The sequence below is a fragment of the Helicobacter typhlonius genome (genome assembly GCF_001460635.1).
Taxonomy (GTDB): domain Bacteria; phylum Campylobacterota; class Campylobacteria; order Campylobacterales; family Helicobacteraceae; genus Helicobacter_C; species Helicobacter_C typhlonius.
Genome location: NZ_LN907858.1, coordinates 1627765 through 1645530 on the forward strand (window position 1 = coordinate 1627765; position 17766 = coordinate 1645530).

The 17766-nt window shown below is 39.7% G+C and carries 18 protein-coding genes; 6 read left to right on the top strand and 12 right to left on the bottom strand.

The annotated features are described in order from the left end of the window. Window positions 1–4 precede the first annotated feature (4 nt). The 8 genes from BN2458_RS08100 to BN2458_RS08125 form a co-directional block, all read right to left on the bottom strand. Entirely contained in the window at window positions 5–1435 is a 1431-nt protein-coding gene (locus BN2458_RS08100; RefSeq protein WP_034342853.1) for a COG3400 family protein, read from the bottom strand. A 71-nt stretch (window positions 1436–1506) separates the two neighbouring features. Then, a complete protein-coding gene (locus BN2458_RS08105) occupies window positions 1507–2190 on the bottom strand; it encodes an MqnA/MqnD/SBP family protein (RefSeq protein ID WP_034326223.1) in 684 nt (227 codons plus the stop codon). 8 nt (window positions 2191–2198) lie between these two features. Then, window positions 2199–2456: an HP0495 family protein gene (locus tag BN2458_RS08110; RefSeq protein ID WP_034326225.1), complete on the bottom strand. Its 258-nt coding sequence runs from the start codon at window positions 2454–2456 to the stop codon at window positions 2199–2201. A 21-nt stretch (window positions 2457–2477) separates the two neighbouring features. Then, entirely contained in the window at window positions 2478–2897 is a 420-nt protein-coding gene (locus BN2458_RS08115; protein ID WP_034326226.1) for a YbgC/FadM family acyl-CoA thioesterase, read from the bottom strand. Window positions 2898–2983: 86 nt separating this feature from the next. Next, window positions 2984–3172 carry a hypothetical protein gene (locus BN2458_RS10740; RefSeq protein WP_138117651.1) on the bottom strand — a complete coding sequence of 63 codons (189 nt, stop codon included), beginning with the start codon at window positions 3170–3172 and terminating at the stop codon, window positions 2984–2986. Next, complete coding sequence (locus BN2458_RS10745) at window positions 3135–3368, bottom strand: hypothetical protein (protein ID WP_052082117.1); 234 nt, start codon at window positions 3366–3368, stop codon at window positions 3135–3137. The genes BN2458_RS10740 and BN2458_RS10745 overlap by 38 nt, the downstream gene beginning before the upstream one ends. A 93-nt stretch (window positions 3369–3461) precedes the next feature. Beyond that, window positions 3462–3824, bottom strand: coding sequence for an asparaginase domain-containing protein (locus tag BN2458_RS10600; RefSeq protein ID WP_320409758.1), 363 nt, complete (start codon window positions 3822–3824; stop codon window positions 3462–3464). A 7-nt stretch (window positions 3825–3831) separates the two neighbouring features. After that, a complete protein-coding gene (locus BN2458_RS08125; RefSeq protein ID WP_320409759.1) occupies window positions 3832–5061 on the bottom strand; it encodes a sodium-dependent transporter in 1230 nt (409 codons plus the stop codon). Between the two features lie 397 nt (window positions 5062–5458). On the opposite strand from BN2458_RS08125, the gene BN2458_RS08130 reads away from it, so the two are divergent. Next, window positions 5459–7741, top strand: coding sequence for an outer membrane protein transport protein (locus tag BN2458_RS08130; protein ID WP_034342854.1), 2283 nt, complete (start codon window positions 5459–5461; stop codon window positions 7739–7741). A gap of 292 nt (window positions 7742–8033) precedes the next feature. Here the strand turns inward: BN2458_RS08130 and BN2458_RS08135 are convergent, their stop codons facing one another. The 4 genes from BN2458_RS08135 to BN2458_RS08150 form a co-directional block, all read right to left on the bottom strand. Continuing rightward, window positions 8034–9170 carry an asparaginase gene (locus tag BN2458_RS08135; protein ID WP_081951431.1) on the bottom strand — a complete coding sequence of 379 codons (1137 nt, stop codon included), beginning with the start codon at window positions 9168–9170 and terminating at the stop codon, window positions 8034–8036. Window positions 9171–9245: 75 nt separating this feature from the next. Then, window positions 9246–11123, bottom strand: a complete 1878-nt coding sequence (dnaK, locus tag BN2458_RS08140; protein WP_034342856.1) for a molecular chaperone DnaK — start codon at window positions 11121–11123, stop codon at window positions 9246–9248. A gap of 30 nt (window positions 11124–11153) precedes the next feature. Then, window positions 11154–11711: a nucleotide exchange factor GrpE gene (gene grpE, locus BN2458_RS10010; protein ID WP_034326230.1), complete on the bottom strand. Its 558-nt coding sequence runs from the start codon at window positions 11709–11711 to the stop codon at window positions 11154–11156. A gap of 14 nt (window positions 11712–11725) precedes the next feature. Further along, window positions 11726–12520 (bottom strand): HrcA family transcriptional regulator, encoded by a 795-nt coding sequence (locus tag BN2458_RS08150; protein ID WP_173644086.1) that lies wholly within the window; start codon window positions 12518–12520, stop codon window positions 11726–11728. Window positions 12521–12756: 236 nt separating this feature from the next. Here BN2458_RS08150 and BN2458_RS08155 point away from each other — a divergent pair, with 236 nt between their 5' ends. Genes BN2458_RS08155 through BN2458_RS08175 form a run of 5 tightly spaced genes read left to right on the top strand, consistent with a single transcriptional unit; the run spans window position 12757 to window position 17748 of the window. Beyond that, the gene (locus BN2458_RS08155; RefSeq protein WP_407081050.1) at window positions 12757–13422 is read left to right on the top strand and encodes a class II aldolase and adducin N-terminal domain-containing protein; all 666 of its coding nucleotides are present in this window, start codon (window positions 12757–12759) and stop codon (window positions 13420–13422) included. Window positions 13423–13431: 9 nt separating this feature from the next. Next, window positions 13432–14823 carry a M20/M25/M40 family metallo-hydrolase gene (locus BN2458_RS08160; protein ID WP_058122090.1) on the top strand — a complete coding sequence of 464 codons (1392 nt, stop codon included), beginning with the start codon at window positions 13432–13434 and terminating at the stop codon, window positions 14821–14823. Between the two features lie 9 nt (window positions 14824–14832). Then, entirely contained in the window at window positions 14833–15876 is a 1044-nt protein-coding gene (gene argC / locus BN2458_RS08165; protein WP_034326236.1) for an N-acetyl-gamma-glutamyl-phosphate reductase, read from the top strand. A gap of 3 nt (window positions 15877–15879) precedes the next feature. Beyond that, window positions 15880–16788 carry a metallophosphoesterase gene (locus tag BN2458_RS08170; RefSeq protein ID WP_231944772.1) on the top strand — a complete coding sequence of 303 codons (909 nt, stop codon included), beginning with the start codon at window positions 15880–15882 and terminating at the stop codon, window positions 16786–16788. Window positions 16789–16797: 9 nt separating this feature from the next. Beyond that, window positions 16798–17748, top strand: coding sequence for a chemotaxis protein CheV (locus BN2458_RS08175; RefSeq protein WP_034343790.1), 951 nt, complete (start codon window positions 16798–16800; stop codon window positions 17746–17748). The last annotated feature ends 18 nt before the right edge of the window (window positions 17749–17766 follow it).

Sequence of the window (17766 nt, forward strand, 5' to 3'; positions counted from 1 at the left end):
CTCCTTATTTAACTTGCGAAAGTGGAATAAAAATCTGCGGATTCTTATTGTTCATTGATACAATTTTATGAGCATCAGTAGAAAGAAATGAAAAGGTCTTGGTGCGCGAAATGCCCCGCTCAAATGGCACAAAGCACAAATAAGGGATAAAGCTATCTTGCAAATACAAAATAGGATTTTTTGAATCTGTTTGTATCATATTCATATCGCATTTAAAAATCCGCGCAAGCTCCTCATATCGCTGCATAATCTCATTATGATACAGCGCGTCCGTATCATAATCATACACATCAATATCAAGCTTGAGCTGCTTACTCACATCAAATACTACCGAAGCTACATTATCCGCATTTCCCATACTTTCACTTAACACGACAAAGCCCTGTTTGCACTCGCTTATATGCTCATAGCCTGTCTTAAGCACAGGGATTGAGAGGTCAAAAAGCACCTTACGATTCTTACGCAAAGCAAAAATATCGTGATTCACAATCACCAACCCAAAACGTTTCTGTGAATCTTGAGCGATTTTCTCCTTAAAGCTCGCATTATTATAATCCACCATAACCTTTACGCTCTTAGATTCTAAATCCTTTATTGATTTGAGGAACGCGAAATTAGAGGGATTAAGCAAATGGATAAAAAGCTTATTATTTTTGAGATTATCATTTAAAAAAATTGCGTCCTGCACATCATTAAAGATTCTATGTTCGCTTGAAAGCGACATATCAATATAAAGAAAAATATCGCGTCCAAATGGTGCAGGAAACTGCCCTATATCACTTTTTATCTGCCTATACACATCATTAAGCTTTTTTGGGTCTCCAGCAATAAGCAGACTATCATTTGGCTGAATCACCAAAGAATGTGTGCTTAAAAGCAACTTGCCACCACGATAAATGCCAACGATGCGCCAATTTTTCTGCTGTATAGAACCTATGTGCCGATATGCGTATATACTCCCGCTTGGCACACCAACTTCCATAATCTCGCCCTGCCCTAGCCCAAAACTACGCGGGATAAGCGGGACATTTGGCAGACGCTCGATAAATTTATTTGAAATAATCAGCTCTTCATTTAAAATAATCACATTGTTATCATTTTTCATTTGTGCGCTTTTCTTTTGTTCCTCAAGCGCCATTACAATACGCACGTTTTTGCTTATAGCGCGGATAAGCTCATAAGTAGCAATTATCTCACTTTTATCTTCGAGCACCAAAAACACGCTATGAATGTCGTTGTCTATAATCTCCCCTAGACGAAACGAAGAGGTATAATCAAAACAATGAAATTCAAAGGAGCTAGGTGCATTATCGGGCATAAAACACATATCTTTTGTAACGACCACATAATAGTCATTGCTAAAATATTTGTCTAAAATCGTATCAAGAAATATTCTTGCAATACCCCCTTGCGCGACAATAAGCGTTTTTTTCACACTTGCCCTTTGTTGTGAGTTTCAATGAGTTTCAAAGGGATGATTATAGCCAAAAAGTAATAACCAAGCCTTTAAAAACGCGTAGGCTTTTTGATACCCTTAAGGCGCATTTGTGTATAGAATCGACTTAAGGCTATGCTCTCTTTTTTGCCTATACGATAATGAATGTGCTTAAGATATGCGAGAATATCCGCAGCAGCGATATTGCTCTGTCTGCTTCGTTCCTGCAAAATATAATGCGGAATCTTCACAGGCACTCTTATGAATCTTTGCGCGAGTTGCTTATAAAACGCGCTATCTTTATTAAAGCACAATCGCCCAAAGCTAAAACCCAAATGATGTTTGTCCCACCATAGCTTACCAAGGTCGATGCTCTCACCACCACCCAAATTGTAGTGCAAAGCCCTATCACCAATAAGAATCTCGCCCCTCACGCCGAGCACCTTTGCTAGGGCATTTGATGAAGCAGATTGATAATCGTCTTTTTGCGCTCGAGGCAAGGCGAGCACACTCCATACCGCGCCCTTTGCCACAATCCCCGCATTTGTCGCTTTTTTTTGACGCGCACTCTCATATCCTGCGATACTCGAGATAAATCCCGCATCAATTCGCCGATACAAAAAATCCTTATTAAGCCTCGCAGGGTAGGATTTCCTCAAGCCCAAAAAGATTTTAAAATATGAAGGCGTGGGATATTTTTTGATAAACACATCAAAGGGAAGCAGATTCAAATACTCGATTTTACCAAAGCGCATAGTAAGCCCTACAACACCATTTTCACGCTTTTATCTTGTTTTAAATGCACAAAAATATCATTGCGTTCGCTTTCACTCTGCACCTCCACGCTCACATATACACTCACAAAATGCCCCTGTGCCGAGTGTTTGCCAAGCTTTATATTATATTCGCGTGGCATTACCTCAAAGACAAGTTCGCGTAGCCTCTCCTCACTCTCACCGATAATGCGATACTCCCACACACAGGGATAAACGATGTTTGGTTTTTGCATATCAAGATTCATTATTTCTCCATTTTTTAGAATCTAACTTAAAGATTTGCCCTCTAAAATCTCACGCATAAATGTCGGAATCTTACAAGGTTTGCCCTTTTTCACATCGACAAAGGCAAGGGTAATCACCGCGCTAAACACGAGAGCATCACTTAAAGAATGCGCAAGTGCGTCATAGATTCTATACACATTTTGCTTGAGCTTTATGGAAACATTTTTGCACTCTAAAATCTCGTTTCTTACCTCTAGCATATCGCCTAAATGTGCGCTTGCGACAAAATCCATTTCGGCGTGTTTAAGCACAAAGCCACTTTGTTCCACAAAAGGCTGCATATTTTTAGCAAAAAACAATTCGCTTCGTGCGCGCTCACAATATTTAAGGTAATTTGTATGATACACAATCCCGCCACAATCCGTATCTTCAAAATACACTCTCAAGCGATATGATTCCAACGCCCTCTCCTTAGATAACTTTTGCAAATATTGTAGCAAAGTTAAGTTTAGTATTGTGTAATGTTATGTGTCTTGCAAATTGTGAATCAACTCTTAAGAGATTCAAAAATGCGCGAAATTTCTCCCCTATCGCTCGTGCGCGTAAGTGCAAGGATAAGCAACACACGCGCTTTTTGTGGATTCAAATCCTCGCTACTAATAAAGCCACATTCTCTATCCTCTTTATTTACAATGACTTTACCGCAGTTTATCCTCGAACTTATAACGACTACCACGCCCTCTTTGATGAGCTTTTTTTAGCGCACTTTTATGATGTGCGTGTATGCTTCCCGCACCGCTCCCAGCAATAACAAGCCCCCTTGTGCCTTGCTCTATTAGAGCTTTGGCAGCAGTGGCAAGTCCATCTCCTGCATAAGAGCCTAGAATCTCCACGCGAGGCAGAGAGTCTAAATCATTCACACTAAAGGACAAATTGCACCTTGTGGCTGTGGGCGAAAAAAAATGCGATGATTTTCTATATAGCCCAAATCGCCACCATAATACATATTATGCGAATCTGCTTCATCATATGATTTTACAGAATCTAATATGTGCGCTTTGAAGCAAGGTATCAACGCGCTTAGCGAGAGTGAGCCATATCTCTGCGCTCATATCCGCGCTGTCAATGTTGGCAATCTGCTCTGTATGCAAGGAAGCGATAGTGCGAATCTCCTGTGGCAAGAATAGCGATAGTAGGCTTTTGTGTGCTCTCCATAGTCGAGATTCTATGCAGAAAAAAGCTGTGAGATAAAAATGACTAAAATTATGCCGGGCGCGACAATGCGTAGTATCCATAGCCACACGAAAAAAAGCGTATTTGGCAGATAGGGCGTCCATTTTCGCAGATTCTCCACCTTGATATACCAGCCCAAAAAGAGAAGCACACACAACATTCCTAGCGGCATAAGCACGGAGGTGGTGTGGTGAGGAAATCGAGCATATCAAAAAGGTTTTTTTCGCGTATGGTAGGCATATTAAGGTCAGCATTACTCCACAAAATCACAAGAAAGCCGAGTATCAAAATCACGCCGCCTAATGTGTATGAGGCTTTGGCTTGGGAAAAATTAAGCTTGTCGCAGAGGATTCTCACACCCGGCTCAAGCATAGAGATTGTGGAGGTGAGTCCGGCAAAAAGCACAGCAATAAAAAAGAGTATGCTAATAACCTCTCCGCTGCTCCCCAGCGAATGAAATGCAAGGGGCAAAGAGATGAGTAAAAGCCCCACACCCTCGCTTGGCTGCCCGTCAAAATGATAAATAAATGTAAAAATCATAAGTCCGGCGATAAGCGAGATGACAATACCGCTTATTACTACCCACAAGCCGCTTTTAAGGAGATTTTCACCCTCTTTTGCATTTGCCGCATAGACAGCTATCGTGCTTACGCCCAGTGAGAGGGAGAAAAAGACTTGCGCGAGAGATTCTATAAGCGTATCAAGAGTAATGCGCGATGGGTCAAAATGAAACATAAAATGCCAGCTTTTACCAAACTCCTCGAGCGTAAGTGCATAGATGAGTAGTCCCACAAATATAATAAAAAGCAGAGGCATAAGGATAAGATTGAGTCGCTCAATACCCTTTTTAATCCCACGCGCCACAACAAATGCAGTAAAAGCAATAATACTAGCAAAGCAAAGACTCTGCCACAGGAATGATTGTGTCCGAATCTCATTAAAAAGTGCAACAGAGCCTTGAATATCACTAGGCAAATGAGTGCTAACAAAGATGAGATAATACAGAATCCAGCCCATTACTACCGCGTAAAAGCTAAGGATAAGGGGTCCGGCAATGGCATTTATCCCTAGCCACATCAGGGATTTATTAAGGGGTTTTAAATCTTGCACAGACTGATTGTGTATGTCTAATTTATCGTGTGCAGTAGGTGAGGTATTAAGCTTATCAAGGATAGGGTAATTATCTAAAGGGTTGCTTCGCGCAATGTTGCCAAGGAGCATTTCGGCAATCAGCATTGAGACGCCAATACATAGCGCAAGGATAAGGTAGAATATCACAAAAGCCCCACCGCCATTTTCCCCTGCCATATATGGAAATCGCCAAATATGTCCCAAACCAATAGAGCTACCCAAAGTCGCCATAATAAAGCCCAGCCTACTGAAGTTATTCATCTGTATGTTCCTTTTTTGTGTTAGCATCTGTGGATTCTAGCTAAAATATAGCAAAGTTGCGTCTTTCTATTTTGGAAAGTTTAGAATCTTTGATTGTATCTCGCAGATTCTATTTTGCAAAAGTGCAGAATATTTGACTTTGTTTTAAGGCTTTGCATTTTTCCGTATTCCTCTTTGATCCATCCTTGACATATTTATCCTTGGAATATAAAATTCAGCCCTTTGTTGCATATGCAACTATAAGGTTATAATTCGTGCATACTTGAGCAAGACCTTAACTTGTGTGAGATTTTTCAGGCACATATTTTGCTATCTCGCGCCCATAAAAGTTTTTGTAAGGTTATTTTCTATGCTTTACAGAATTTCACAACCTTATATATTTCAATAAGGAAAAAGTGTGCTAAGAAGTCTTGTTCTCTTGCTTTTGTGTTGTTGTCTTGCCTATACATCGGGCTTCAAAATAAATGAGCAGAGCCTTAATTCAACCGCGCTGAATTCTGCTTATGTCGCTGGAGCTTATGGGGCGGATAGCGCATATTATAATCCTGCTAATATGGGTTTTTCTCACCCATTATCAGACACGGCTAAACACGATTTAGATATTACTTTTACAGGCATTTACATTCCGGGTTTTGCTTTTACAACAGATACGAATTTGAAAAATATTGGCGAGGGGTCTATTAATTGGGGCTTAAGCACCACTACGACATTGGGTATTGATTCAAATATGGCAAATTTAGCAAACACTTTTTTGGGTGTGGATTTGAGTGCACCCATTGAAGTGCCCTCTGAAGTGAAAAACCAGCACGGAGAATGGGGATTTAGTGAGAGAGGTGCATTAGTTGAGGGTTCTGCTGACCCGACATTTTTTCCTGTGCCTAAGATTTTTTATAAAAGCAAAACTGCTAAAAATAAGTGGGGAAATTGGAATTTTGGTGCGAGTTTTACTGCTCCTAGCGGATTAGCAATGAATTGGAATGGCGAGGCAGGAGCTTTTTTACGCAATGTGATGATTGCAATGGTGGAATTTAGTCCTTCTTTGAGCTGGAATTATGATGAACGTATTTCTATTGGGGTAAGTCCGCGGATTCTCTATGGAATGGGCAATTTCAAAAACACTGTGTTTGTTCCACTTGGCACAAAAGATAAGCCCGGTGAAGTGATTACAAATATTAAAGATTTTGATGAAATTCCAGAATCTATGGTGCCACCAGCTATGGCGCAGCTCATTTATGCAGTAAACACAGCTCAAGGTAATGCTTTAGCTGCTTTGGCAGGATTAGGAGTTTCTGGTGGAGGACACTTAAATAATAAGCTTCGATATCAAATGCCTACAATATTTAATCCTGAAGCGTGGTTTGGTATGCCTGACCCGAGTGTGTTTGCTCCTTATGTTGATGACAATAAACAAAGCATTGATGTTGCAGGTTATAATGCAAAGGTTGCAGAGATTAACGCAAAAATTAAAAAGAATTGGGAGAACTATCAGGGTGAATGGACAAATGGTAACTTAGAATGGCGGTATAATGATAAGACTTGTGCAAGTCAAACAGCTATTTGTTTGCCCACATTATTCAATAAAGTGCCTAATCAAACTTATAAAACTACTATTAATGGGGTAGAGCAAACAGGCTATAAATTTGTCAATGGCGTAAATTATTGTATTCAAAATGGTTATAGCACAAGTGATTTTTATGGTTGTGGCAATTTGGCAGACACTATGAAAGAAGCTCAAAACTTAGGAGCATATGTGAATTGTTACACAGGGACATTTTATGATTTTAATGGTAATTTGCAAACAAGTAACCCGGGACCTTGTGCTTATCCATCTCCAACAGAAACAGATGCCGATGGAGCCCCACGTGGCTATCTCCCTCTAATGGATGCCAAACAAGTGGCAAATGCCTTTGGTATGGGAGATATGGAGATTACTACAAGGCTTGTAGGAGCGACTAAAGTAGAGCAAAAAAGTAATGGTGCAGATCTTGCCTTTGGCTATAAACTTGCAATGAGTATGCGTCCATTTGAAAGCAAGAAAACTACTTTGAGTGTTGTTTATACTTCTCCCGTAACTTTTAACCTCAAGGGCGGTCTTGATGCTACAACTTATATTGGTGGTTCTGTGGGTAATGTAAATATGAAAGCAGATTTAAATCTTGGTGTTACGCTTCCTTCAAGCGTGCAAATTGCAATAATGCACTATTTTGAGCAATTAAGTGTAGAGTTTGTATATGAGAGAATTTATTGGAGCAAGGGAGATAAATTTGCATTTAACTTTAGCAATCCCAAATTTACGCCTCTTAGCGGTATGGTAATGCAATTTAGTTCGCAACAATTAGAAGCAATGATGGGGTTAGCTGATTATGGTGCAGTGGCTATGGGTGATGGTTGGCAGGATACTATTGCTTTGCGTTTAGGGGTTACTTATTTGACACAAAAGAATCTACTTCTAATGTTTTCTGCGGCATTTGACCAATCCCCTGTGCCTCAAGATAAAATAGGAATCCCCGATAGTAATGCCTATATGTTTGGTGCAGGAGTGAGAAAAACATTTAGTGAGCAATGGAATCTAGGCGTTGCATATAGTCTAAGTCTTAAAGATGGGCGTAAAAGTATTTATCAAACAGGTGGATTTGGACAACTTCATTTGCTCTCTGCCTCTTTGGGTTATCAATTTTAACTTTTTATTAAAAAGGCACAAAATAGCGTAATTCAAGCATTAAGAGAATTCATAGCAAAATAAAAAGTTAAGAGGAAATTATAAATATGTGCTACAATTTGAGTTTTTAAAATCAAGGGTAGAATATGGATTCTTATGAATATGGTGAGTTACTCTTTTGTCCTTACTTACTATCTTTAAATTTCCCTATTATCTGCAAACATTCATAAAGGCTTTATATTCTAAAGTTGTCTATGCAACTATAATAAGATGGAATTGTATTATACCTAGATAAACAAATTTTAAAATCACATTAATATCTTTGAAAAATTTTTGCAATTTCTGCTGAATTTTTGGTTTGAGTAAGGGCAAGCATTAAAAGCACACGTGCTTTTTGTGGGTTCAAATCCCCACTGCCAATAAAGCCAAGTTTAGCATCTGCTTCACTTGCTAATACTATGCCATTATTTATCCTTGAGCTTTGCACGACTATCAAACCCTCTTGCATTAATTTTTTAAGCATATCTTTGTGATTCTTATGGATACTTCCAGCGCCACTTCCTGCTATGACCAAGCCTTTTGTGCCTTGATTTGCCAAAGCTTGAGCCGCTATGGCTAAGCCATCATTAGCATAAGAATAAAGAATATCCACTTTTGGCAGAGATCTCAAAGAGCGCACATCAAATTCACTATGAGTTGTATGAGGCTTATTTGGAAATGTGTAGAAAAATACTTTACCATCTAAAATATAGCCCATATCGCCACTATTAGGGGAGGAAAAAGCATCTACATTAAGACTATGTGTTTTGCTCACATATCGCGCACTTTGGATTCTATCATTCATCACTACCATAACGCCCTTGCCCTTTGATTGCGTATTAGCTGCTAATGCAAGTGCATTGTAAAGATTCTTAGGACCATCAGCACTTATCGCAGTGCTAGGACGCATTGCTCCTGTAAGCACTACAGGCTTATCACTTCGAGTAGTAAGATGTAAAAAAAACGCGCTCTCTTCCATTGTATCTGTGCCGTGAGTAATAACAATACCATCAATCTTTGGATTCTCAAGCAACTTATTCACGCGTTGAGCCAAAGTGAGCCATATTTCATCATTCATATCCGCACTATCAATATTGGCAATTTGCTCCCCTTGAATATGTGCAATCTCTTGAAGCTGTGGCACAGCCTCAATCAATGTATCAACGCTTATTACTCCTGCATTATAGCCTGTTGTTTTAATTTGAGAATCTACCGCCCCAGCTATCGTGCCTCCTGTGGCAAGAATCACAATATTAGGCTTCTTTATTTTGGCATTTTGCTCAAAGCCTTCCAACTTTTCACTCCTTTTTTCTTTCACTTGCTGTGCTTTCTCTTCACTTGAACAACCTAGCATTCCTAATGCCATCACAAGAACACAAACAAAGATTTGAACAATACGCCATATATTCATTGTAATCTCCTACAAAATTGCATCTAAATCGAATTATTGTAGGAGATTTTATCAACTATGTCAAGCGCTTTTAGCCTACTCTACTTCAGCATCAATGACATCATCATCTTTTTTCTTTGTATCTGTGCCTTGTTGTGTGCCACCTTGCTCTTTGGCATACGCTGCTTCAGCAAGTTTATGGCTTACTTCTGTGAGATTTTTAATTTTCTCTTCAAGCTCCTCTTTTGAAGCATTTTCATTTTTCAAAGTCTCTTCAAGTGCAGCAACCGCGCTTTGAATCTTTTCTACTTCGGCAGATTCTATTTTATCCTTAAATTCTTCAAGGCTCTTTTTTGTTTGATACACTAGAGAATCCGCATTATTACGCAATTCAATAATTGCTTTTTTCTTCGTATCCTCTTCTTTGTGTAATTCTGCTTCTTTGACCATTTTTTCAATTTCGGAATCTGAAAGTCCGCTTGAACCGCTAATCTTAATCTCTTGAGATTTTCCTGTGGCTTTATCCTTTGCTGAAACGGTTAAGATTCCATTTGCATCAATATCAAATGTTACTTCAATTTGTGGCACACCACGAGGAGCTGCCGGAATACCGCTTAAATCAAAGCGCCCAAGCGATTTATTATCACGCGCTAATTCCCTTTCTCCTTGCAGTACATTAATGCTCACTGCAGGTTGATTGTCTTCGTAGGTAGAGAATACTTGCGTTTTCTTTGTAGGGATAGTTACACCGCGTTCAACGACTTTGGTTGAAATACCGCCAGCAGTTTCAATACCTAAACTCAAAGGTGTAACATCAAGGAGGAGCACATCTTTGACATCGCCTTTTAAAACACCACCTTGTATTGCTGCACCCACAGCCACAACTTCATCAGGATTGACTGATTTATTTAAATCTTTACTAATAAATGCTTTAACGCGCTCTTGCACTTTTGGAATCCGCGTAGAACCGCCCACCATTACCACTTCGCTTATATCACTTTGTGAAATCCCCGCATCTTTAATCACAAAATCAATCTTTTTAATCGTATCCTCGATTAAATCATCAATAAGGCTTTCAAACTTCGCACGAGTGATTTTTTTCACCAAGTGCTTTGGACCGCTCGCATCAGCAGTGATAAAGGGTAAGTTAATCTCTGTTTCTTGTGCGCTACTTAGCTCTTTTTTGGCATTTTCTGCCGCGTCTTTGAGCCGCTGCAATGCCATTACATCATTTTTTAAATCAATCCCTTCATCACTTTTAAATTCTTCTGCTGCCCAATCAATGATTCTATTATCAAAATCATCGCCGCCCAAAAACGCATCTCCGCCGGTAGCAAGGACCTCCACGACATTATCACCAGTCTCAAGCACGGTAACATCAAATGTCCCACCGCCCAAGTCATACACCATAATCTTTTCTGCTTCTTTCTTATCTAGCCCATATGCTAAAGCCGCCGAGGTAGGCTCGTTAATGATTCTTAGCACATTAAGCCCTGCGATTGTCCCTGCTTCTTTTGTTGCCTTGCGTTGAGAGTCATTAAAATACGCTGGAACAGTGATAACTGCTTCTGTTACATCTTCTCCCAAATAGCTTTGCGCGTCTTCTTTAAGCTTCATTAGAATCTTGGCTGAAATCTCTTGAGGTGTATAAATTTTATCTGCAATTTCCACCGCACACGCGCCATTTCTATCCACGATATTATAAGGCAATCGCTTCTCTGCCTCTTTCGCCTTGTCTTCATTAAACATAAGCCCCATAATGCGCTTGATAGAATAAATCGTCTTTTTGGGGTTGGTTACTGCTTGTCTTTTAGCAGGTTCACCAACTAGAATCTCGCCCTTGTCAGTAAAAGCCACGATTGAAGGGGTAGTATTTCTCCCCTCTTTGTTTGCAATGATTTTTGCCTCATTGCCCTCATACACTGCCATTGCCGAATTTGTTGTTCCTAAGTCAATTCCTATTACTTTTGCCATTTTGAACTCCTTTTGTTGTAAAGTTAAATTTTAAGATTGGTTTTTGACCACGCTTACCATTGCGGGACGCAGCACCCTGCTCTTATATACATATCCTTGCTGCAAGGTGGCAAGGATACTTCCATCTTCCTTGTCTTGACTTGGCACTTGCATTAAACACTCGTGCAAGTTTGGGTCAAACTCGCCACTTGTGTCAATGCGCTCAACGCCGTGCTTGTTAAGCACTTTGTTAAAAGATTCTAGTGTCAGCTCTAAGCCTTGTGCGATGGCTTGTGCCTCTGGATTAGCACGAGCTGATTCTAAAGCCTTATCAAGTGTATCAAGCACAGGAAGCAAATCACTCATCACACGCTCATTAGCGTATTCTAAGCTTTGATTTTTATCTCGTTCTAATCGTTTTTTTGTATTTTCAAAATCCGCAAATGCTCGCACATATTGATCTTTTAGCTCATCATATTGACGCTTATAATCTTCTATGTCTTGCGCCGATTCTACTTCTTGCGTAGATTCTGTATCTTGTGCAGAATCTAACGCCTCTTGTGAATCTGCTTCAAGCTGCTCTTGTAGCTCGTCTTTATTTTCTTGCATACTCGCTCCTTTCTTTAAGATTTTACATACTCAAAAAATTGAGTAAAATCCCTATCTAATGCCCCAACACAAAGCATTCTGCTCTTTTTATCGGGGTAAGTTTGTAACTCTATATCCTGTATAATCGCCACATATCCCTTAGGTAGCACCTCCTCACAATATATTCCATTCTGTAAAATATCAAAAATACCTCCGTCTATAATAGAGTAAAAGCTCTGTTCATCGCTATTTTGATGATAGGCTTGCACTAGAGCTCCAACGCCAAAGCGTGATAAATTCCTGCTTTGTGCATAACTAAGCACATCTAACAACTCCATAGCACGCACCTGATAGGCGATTTTACGCACATCGCTCACCTCCAAGCCCTTTAATTCGCGCAAAAATCGCTCAATCGCATTCGAAAAGGGCAAGGTAATACCAATATGCTCAAACTCTAGCAAAAGCCTCTGTTCATCTAAACGAGTAATCGCACAAAGCCGATTACTCTGCTCAATACTCACCGCGCAAAAGACTTGAGATTCAAAACAAGCCTTTTTGATGCGCTCAAACGAATCTATTTCAATCACGGATTTTGTATCAAACTGCCTATACCAATACGACTTCAAGGCTTGTGGTGTAGGGATACGCCCACTGCTAATGTGAGGTTGAAAGAGTAGTCCCTCATCAGCAAGTGCCTTAAAATAATTGCGTATTGTTGCAGATGAAATTTTTGTATCCATAAGCATTTTTAAAGATTCAGAACCAATTGGTTCTCTATGCTTGAGATACTCAACAATCACGCGAGAAAGCAACATTTCTTTTTTGCTCAAGATTCTACACCTTTACAATAATTATATACAATCTGCATATTTTTCAATTTTCTTTGTTTTTGGTTTCTCTAACGAAACGAAAAGAATTATATCACAAAATTAGCAAATAAAAACAAATATTGCTAAATTTTACTAAACTTTAGTCTTATATTATAAACTTTTATTCGTAAATTTACTTAATAATCCTACATAATATAATTTATATTTGTGAATCTATGCTAATTTGTGGCGGTTTTTTGCACCATTGCCTACAAAATGCTACAATTTACCCTATGGATATACATACTTCTCAAGCTCATAGCAAACTTATTGCGGATATTGCCCATATCTCACTTGCAATGTTTAAAAAGGGATTTTTTGGCATATTTCACGGCGCAATCTCCGCGCGTGTGTCAAAAAATCGCTTCATTATCAACAAACAACAAGTCATTTTTGATAACCTCAGTGAAGATTCTATGATAATGCTCTATCAAAAACAGGATTATCGCTGGAAAGAGGCTAGTTTGCACACACCTATACACGCAGCGATTTATAAGGATTTTAGTGAGGCAAAATTCATCGCTTATGCTATGCCACCCTATCTCGTCTCTTACTCGCTTAAATATGACACACTTGAGCCAAAGGATTATTTTGGGTATAAGTTTCTCGCACCCCGCATTGATATTTTTGACCCAAAAGATTATGATAGCTGGTCAGAACAATCCGATACAGACATCACGCGATATTTCAAAGAGCATTCGCACTCTTTTATGTTGATTAAGGGCTATGGCGTGTATGTATATGCACGAGACCTCTACACACTCGCAAAGGTTATTGCGCTCATTGAAAATTCTTGCAAAATTGCTCACCTCAACGCGGATTTGGGCGAAATCTTTCAAGCAAGTCCAAAATACGATGTATAAGGATTATATATGCCACACTTAGAATCCAAACCCCACCAAGATTCACAAAGCCTCTATGAAAATGCACTCGAAGCTTTTAGCGCACTCTGCGCCATTCCTCATTGTAGCTTTCACACGCAAGATATGTTTGCCTACCTTTGCGACACGCTCACAGCCCAAGGCTATGAAGTGCAAGCCGATGAGGCAAAAAATGTTTATGCCAAAAGGGGCAATCCGCGCATTTGTCTGCAAAGTCACTATGATATGGTGTGCGTTGGGGATTCTACACAGCATTTAGGCGTAGAGATTGTGAAAAAAGACGGATTCTTACAGGCTAAAAACTCCTCGCTTGGCGCAGACAATGGCGTGGGTATGGCGTGTATGCTCGCACAAAAAGCAAAAGACATTGAATTGCTCTTTACCAATGATGAGGAAGTGGGAATGATAGGCGCAAACAACCTTGCTCTTAAGATTCAATCCTCTTTGCTGCTGAATCTTGACAGCGAGGACTTACACGAAATTGTGCTTGGTTGCGCCGGTGGCGTGGATATAGAATGTGAGATTAACCTCAAAAATTTTGCAAAGCCCCTCGATTCTGTGCTAAATACACACCCACACATCTACCATATCACAAGCAAGGGCTTTTTGGGCGGACACAGCGGTATTGACATTCACAAAAATAAAGAAAATGCTATCGTGGAATTTGGTTTTTTCCTCTCCACCCTTGATAGTTATATTGTGAATCTTAATGCTGGGGAAAAGCGCAACTCCATTCCTGTGGGGCTGGAGGCAACTATCCTATGTGCGAAAAATATTGAATCTTGCTTTAGCACTCCACAAGGAGCACATTTTGAAGCAAAATCTCTGCAATCTTTAGAGAATGCACCGACATTTGTCTATCATCAAAATGCCATTGTGCCGCTTATTTGCGGGATTCATAGTGGGGTGTATGCAACTTCAGCACAAGGCACACTCTCATCACTCAATCTCTCCCTCTTGCGTCAAAAAGATTCTTTACTAGAGATTATCATAATGGCACGGGCAAATACCGATTCTTTTTTGCAACGCACAATCAATCGCTTACAATCAAGCATTCACTTTTTGAATCCTCACTGCACTATGCGCACGAGCGGATATTACAGCCCGTGGGAGAAAAGCATAGATTCAAACCACAAAGCCCTAAAGCTTTTAGATTCTATTTATTCTAAGCACTCTATCACACCCCATCTAGCGCAAATTCACGCCGGACTTGAATGCGGGATTCTAAAAAGACAAATTCTAAAGCATAATACAGACTTAAACCTAGAAGTTATCTCTATTGGTCCCACAATACACGAACCGCACAGCTGCAACGAAAGGCTTGATTTAACACATTTTAGAATCTTTTGTGCAATACTTGATGAGTTTATCAATACATACTAAGGGTTATTTATGTTAGATTCAAAAATAAAAGTTGGCATTATCGGCGTGAGCGGCTACACAGGTTTAGAACTCGTTAAGCTCCTTGTCAATCACCCTATTTTTACGCTCGTGTATGTGGCAAATTCACAAGGTGGCGGTGAATTGGGACAGATTCACAAAATGCTTATGGGCTTGTCTTTGGCACATTTGCCTATTCATAAGGCAGATGCAAAAGAGGCTTTGCAATCCTGCGAATTATTGTTTCTCGCCCTACCGCATAAGAGTGCAATGGAGATGGCAAAGGAAATTTTTACTATAAATCCTAAGGCAAAGGTAGTTGATTTGTCCGCGGACTATCGCCTAAATGCACTTAATTATGAGGCGAACTACTGCCCCCATATTGATAAAGAAAATCTCTCTCACGCCGTCTATGGACTACCCGAATATAATAGAGAGAGTATAAAAAAAGCTCATCTTATAGCTAATCCGGGCTGCTACCCCACCGCCACGCTCCTAGCCCTGCTCCCCTTTGCTCCTTATATCGATATAAATTGTGGCGTATTTGTTGATGCAAAAAGTGGCGTAAGTGGCGCAGGGAAAGGCTTTAGCGAGACTTCACATTTTTCACATATTAATGAGAATCTCTTCAGCTACTCGCCTCTTACACACCGCCACCAAATCGAAATTTCCCAAAAATGCGGTGATATAGTCCAAAGAAACTTTGACATCGTCTTTGTCCCTCATCTCACACCGCTCACGCGCGGAATGCTCGTAAGTGTGTTTGCCACGCTCAATTCTACCCTTAGCGCACAGGAAGCAAAAGAAGTGCTTACAAAAGCCTATGAAAACGAACCATTTATCCGTATAAGAGATAAACCCGTGAGTATCGCACAGGTGGTAGGTAGCCATTTTTGCGATATTTTTGTCGCCACAAGGGATAAAAATCTCTATATCAACTCATCAATTGATAATCTCTTGCGCGGGGCAAGCTCACAGGCATTGGCAAATGCAAACCTAATGTGTGGGCTTGATGAAGGCTTAGGTATGCCAAAAGTGCCTTATGGGATTTTTTAGGCTATGAATCCTCTTTCACAGACAAAGCAAGATTCTACAATCATATTAGATTCAAAAATAGAACCATTTTCGCAACTCGCGCACTTTTGGGAGAATGCACCACTTATTTATAATGACGCTATTTTTATCGCAGATTCACATTTTATGCCGCTCAATACGACTTTAAACGATGAAAGTAAAAATGCCTCAATTGCGCTTCTTAATTATTTTAAAAGTCTGCTCGATTCGGTGCAAAATATCCCCTCGCAAATCTTTCTTATGGGCGATATTGCTCATCTGCTGTTTGGTGGAATAAGTTCAAGCCACAAAACACATAAAGAGCTTTTAGAGCTTATCATATCTCTTAGTGCGCATTCCCAAATATGGTGGTTTGAGGGCAATCACGATTTTAATCTCGTGTGGATTGGTGCGTTAAAAAAGCATTTCAATCGTATTTTTATTGTCCCGCGCAACGACCAACCAAAGGCATTTTTATTCGAATCTAATGGTGCAAAAAAGCGCATTCTTTTAGCACACGGCGATTTATTTCTCAACACAAAATATGAACTCTATATACGATGTATGCGAACTCAATTTTTGCAGTTTTGTATGCGTTTTATTGATTTTGTAACTTTTGGTAATCTGTATCACAATATCATTGCAAAAGTTAATCGCAAACATATTAGGGTTGGCAAGGCGCAAATGAGCGAGTTTGCGCCACTTAGAATCTGTGCATATGAAAAATATATGCGGAAAAAGCTCAATATAGACGATTTGGTAAATCTAGATTCCATCTTTGATGCGGTTATAGAGGGGCATTTTCATATCGGGCAAACCTATAGCAATGGGGCTGTGTATGTCTCTCTCCCCTCATTTTATATAAATGGAAGCATTTTTGCTATACAATCCTTGCCTGATAATAAAATCACATAAGGAGAGCATTTGAAAAGCGATAAAATCGATGTTATGCGTATTGCTAGTAATGAAATGGAACTTGTGGATTTTAGAATCTATGAGGACAAAGATGGCGAAACTTATGAAGGTGTGTATGGTATCAATGTCGCTAAGGTAAGCGGTATTGTCGATTATCCTGAGGAAATTTTTGAAACACCCGGTAGCCCAGAATACATGCTGGGTATGTTTGATTTGCGTGGTGATATATTGCCACTTATTGATTTGACGCGTTGGATGAGAATTAAGCCAAAAGAGGATATCAAGTATCAAAAAAAGGTAATTGTTACAGAATTTAACAACAAACGACTTGGTTTTGTCGTCCATGCAACAAAGCGTCTTAGACGAATAAGTTGGGCAGATATAGAATCTGCTATGTTTAGCCTAAGCAATGATGAGCAAAGGGGTAAAATCACCGGCACAACGCGCATAGAGGACGGGCGCACATTGCTTATTTTGGACTTAGAGGGCATTCTTGACGATCTTGATTTCCATATGCCAAGTGGCGATAGTGCCGATGTAGAGCAATTCAAAGCACAGCAAAAATTCAGCGGAACCGCACTCATTGTCGATGATAGCTCTATTGCGCGCAAACTACTACACAACACACTTACAGAGATTGGCTTTGATGTTGTTGATGCGATTGATGGCGTAGCTGGGTTAGAGCGTCTTAATCAGCTGTATGACCAATGGGGAAATACTATAAATCAGCGATTAAAGCTCATTATTTCGGATATCGAAATGCCTAGAATGGACGGATTCCATTTTGCCGCACAAGTCAAAAATGATGCGAGATTTAGTAATATTCCGCTACTTTTTAACTCATCAATTAGCGACAAAGTCAGCGCAAACAAAGGAAAAGAGATAGGAGCAGAGGCTTATTTAGTTAAATTTGATGCAAAACTATTTTATGATGAAATAAGCAGAATTTTGTCAAAATAATAGTAGAATGCCTTTTTT

What these genes read in the sequence shown, in the direction of transcription:
- BN2458_RS08135 (WP_081951431.1), bottom strand. Translation starts at nt 9,170, where the DNA reads ATGAATATATGGCGTATTGTTCAAATCTTTGTTTGTGTTCTTGTGATG.
- BN2458_RS08160 (WP_058122090.1), top strand. Translation starts at nt 13,432, where the DNA reads ATGCCACACTTAGAATCCAAACCCCACCAAGATTCACAAAGCCTCTAT.
- BN2458_RS08110 (WP_034326225.1), bottom strand. Translation starts at nt 2,456, where the DNA reads ATGAATCTTGATATGCAAAAACCAAACATCGTTTATCCCTGTGTGTGG.
- dnaK (WP_034342856.1), bottom strand. Translation starts at nt 11,123, where the DNA reads ATGGCAAAAGTAATAGGAATTGACTTAGGAACAACAAATTCGGCAATG.
- BN2458_RS08105 (WP_034326223.1), bottom strand. Translation starts at nt 2,190, where the DNA reads ATGCGCTTTGGTAAAATCGAGTATTTGAATCTGCTTCCCTTTGATGTG.
- BN2458_RS08125 (WP_320409759.1), bottom strand. Translation starts at nt 5,061, where the DNA reads ATGAATAACTTCAGTAGGCTGGGCTTTATTATGGCGACTTTGGGTAGC.
- BN2458_RS08170 (WP_231944772.1), top strand. Translation starts at nt 15,880, where the DNA reads ATGAATCCTCTTTCACAGACAAAGCAAGATTCTACAATCATATTAGAT.
- argC (WP_034326236.1), top strand. Translation starts at nt 14,833, where the DNA reads ATGTTAGATTCAAAAATAAAAGTTGGCATTATCGGCGTGAGCGGCTAC.
- grpE (WP_034326230.1), bottom strand. Translation starts at nt 11,711, where the DNA reads ATGCAAGAAAATAAAGACGAGCTACAAGAGCAGCTTGAAGCAGATTCA.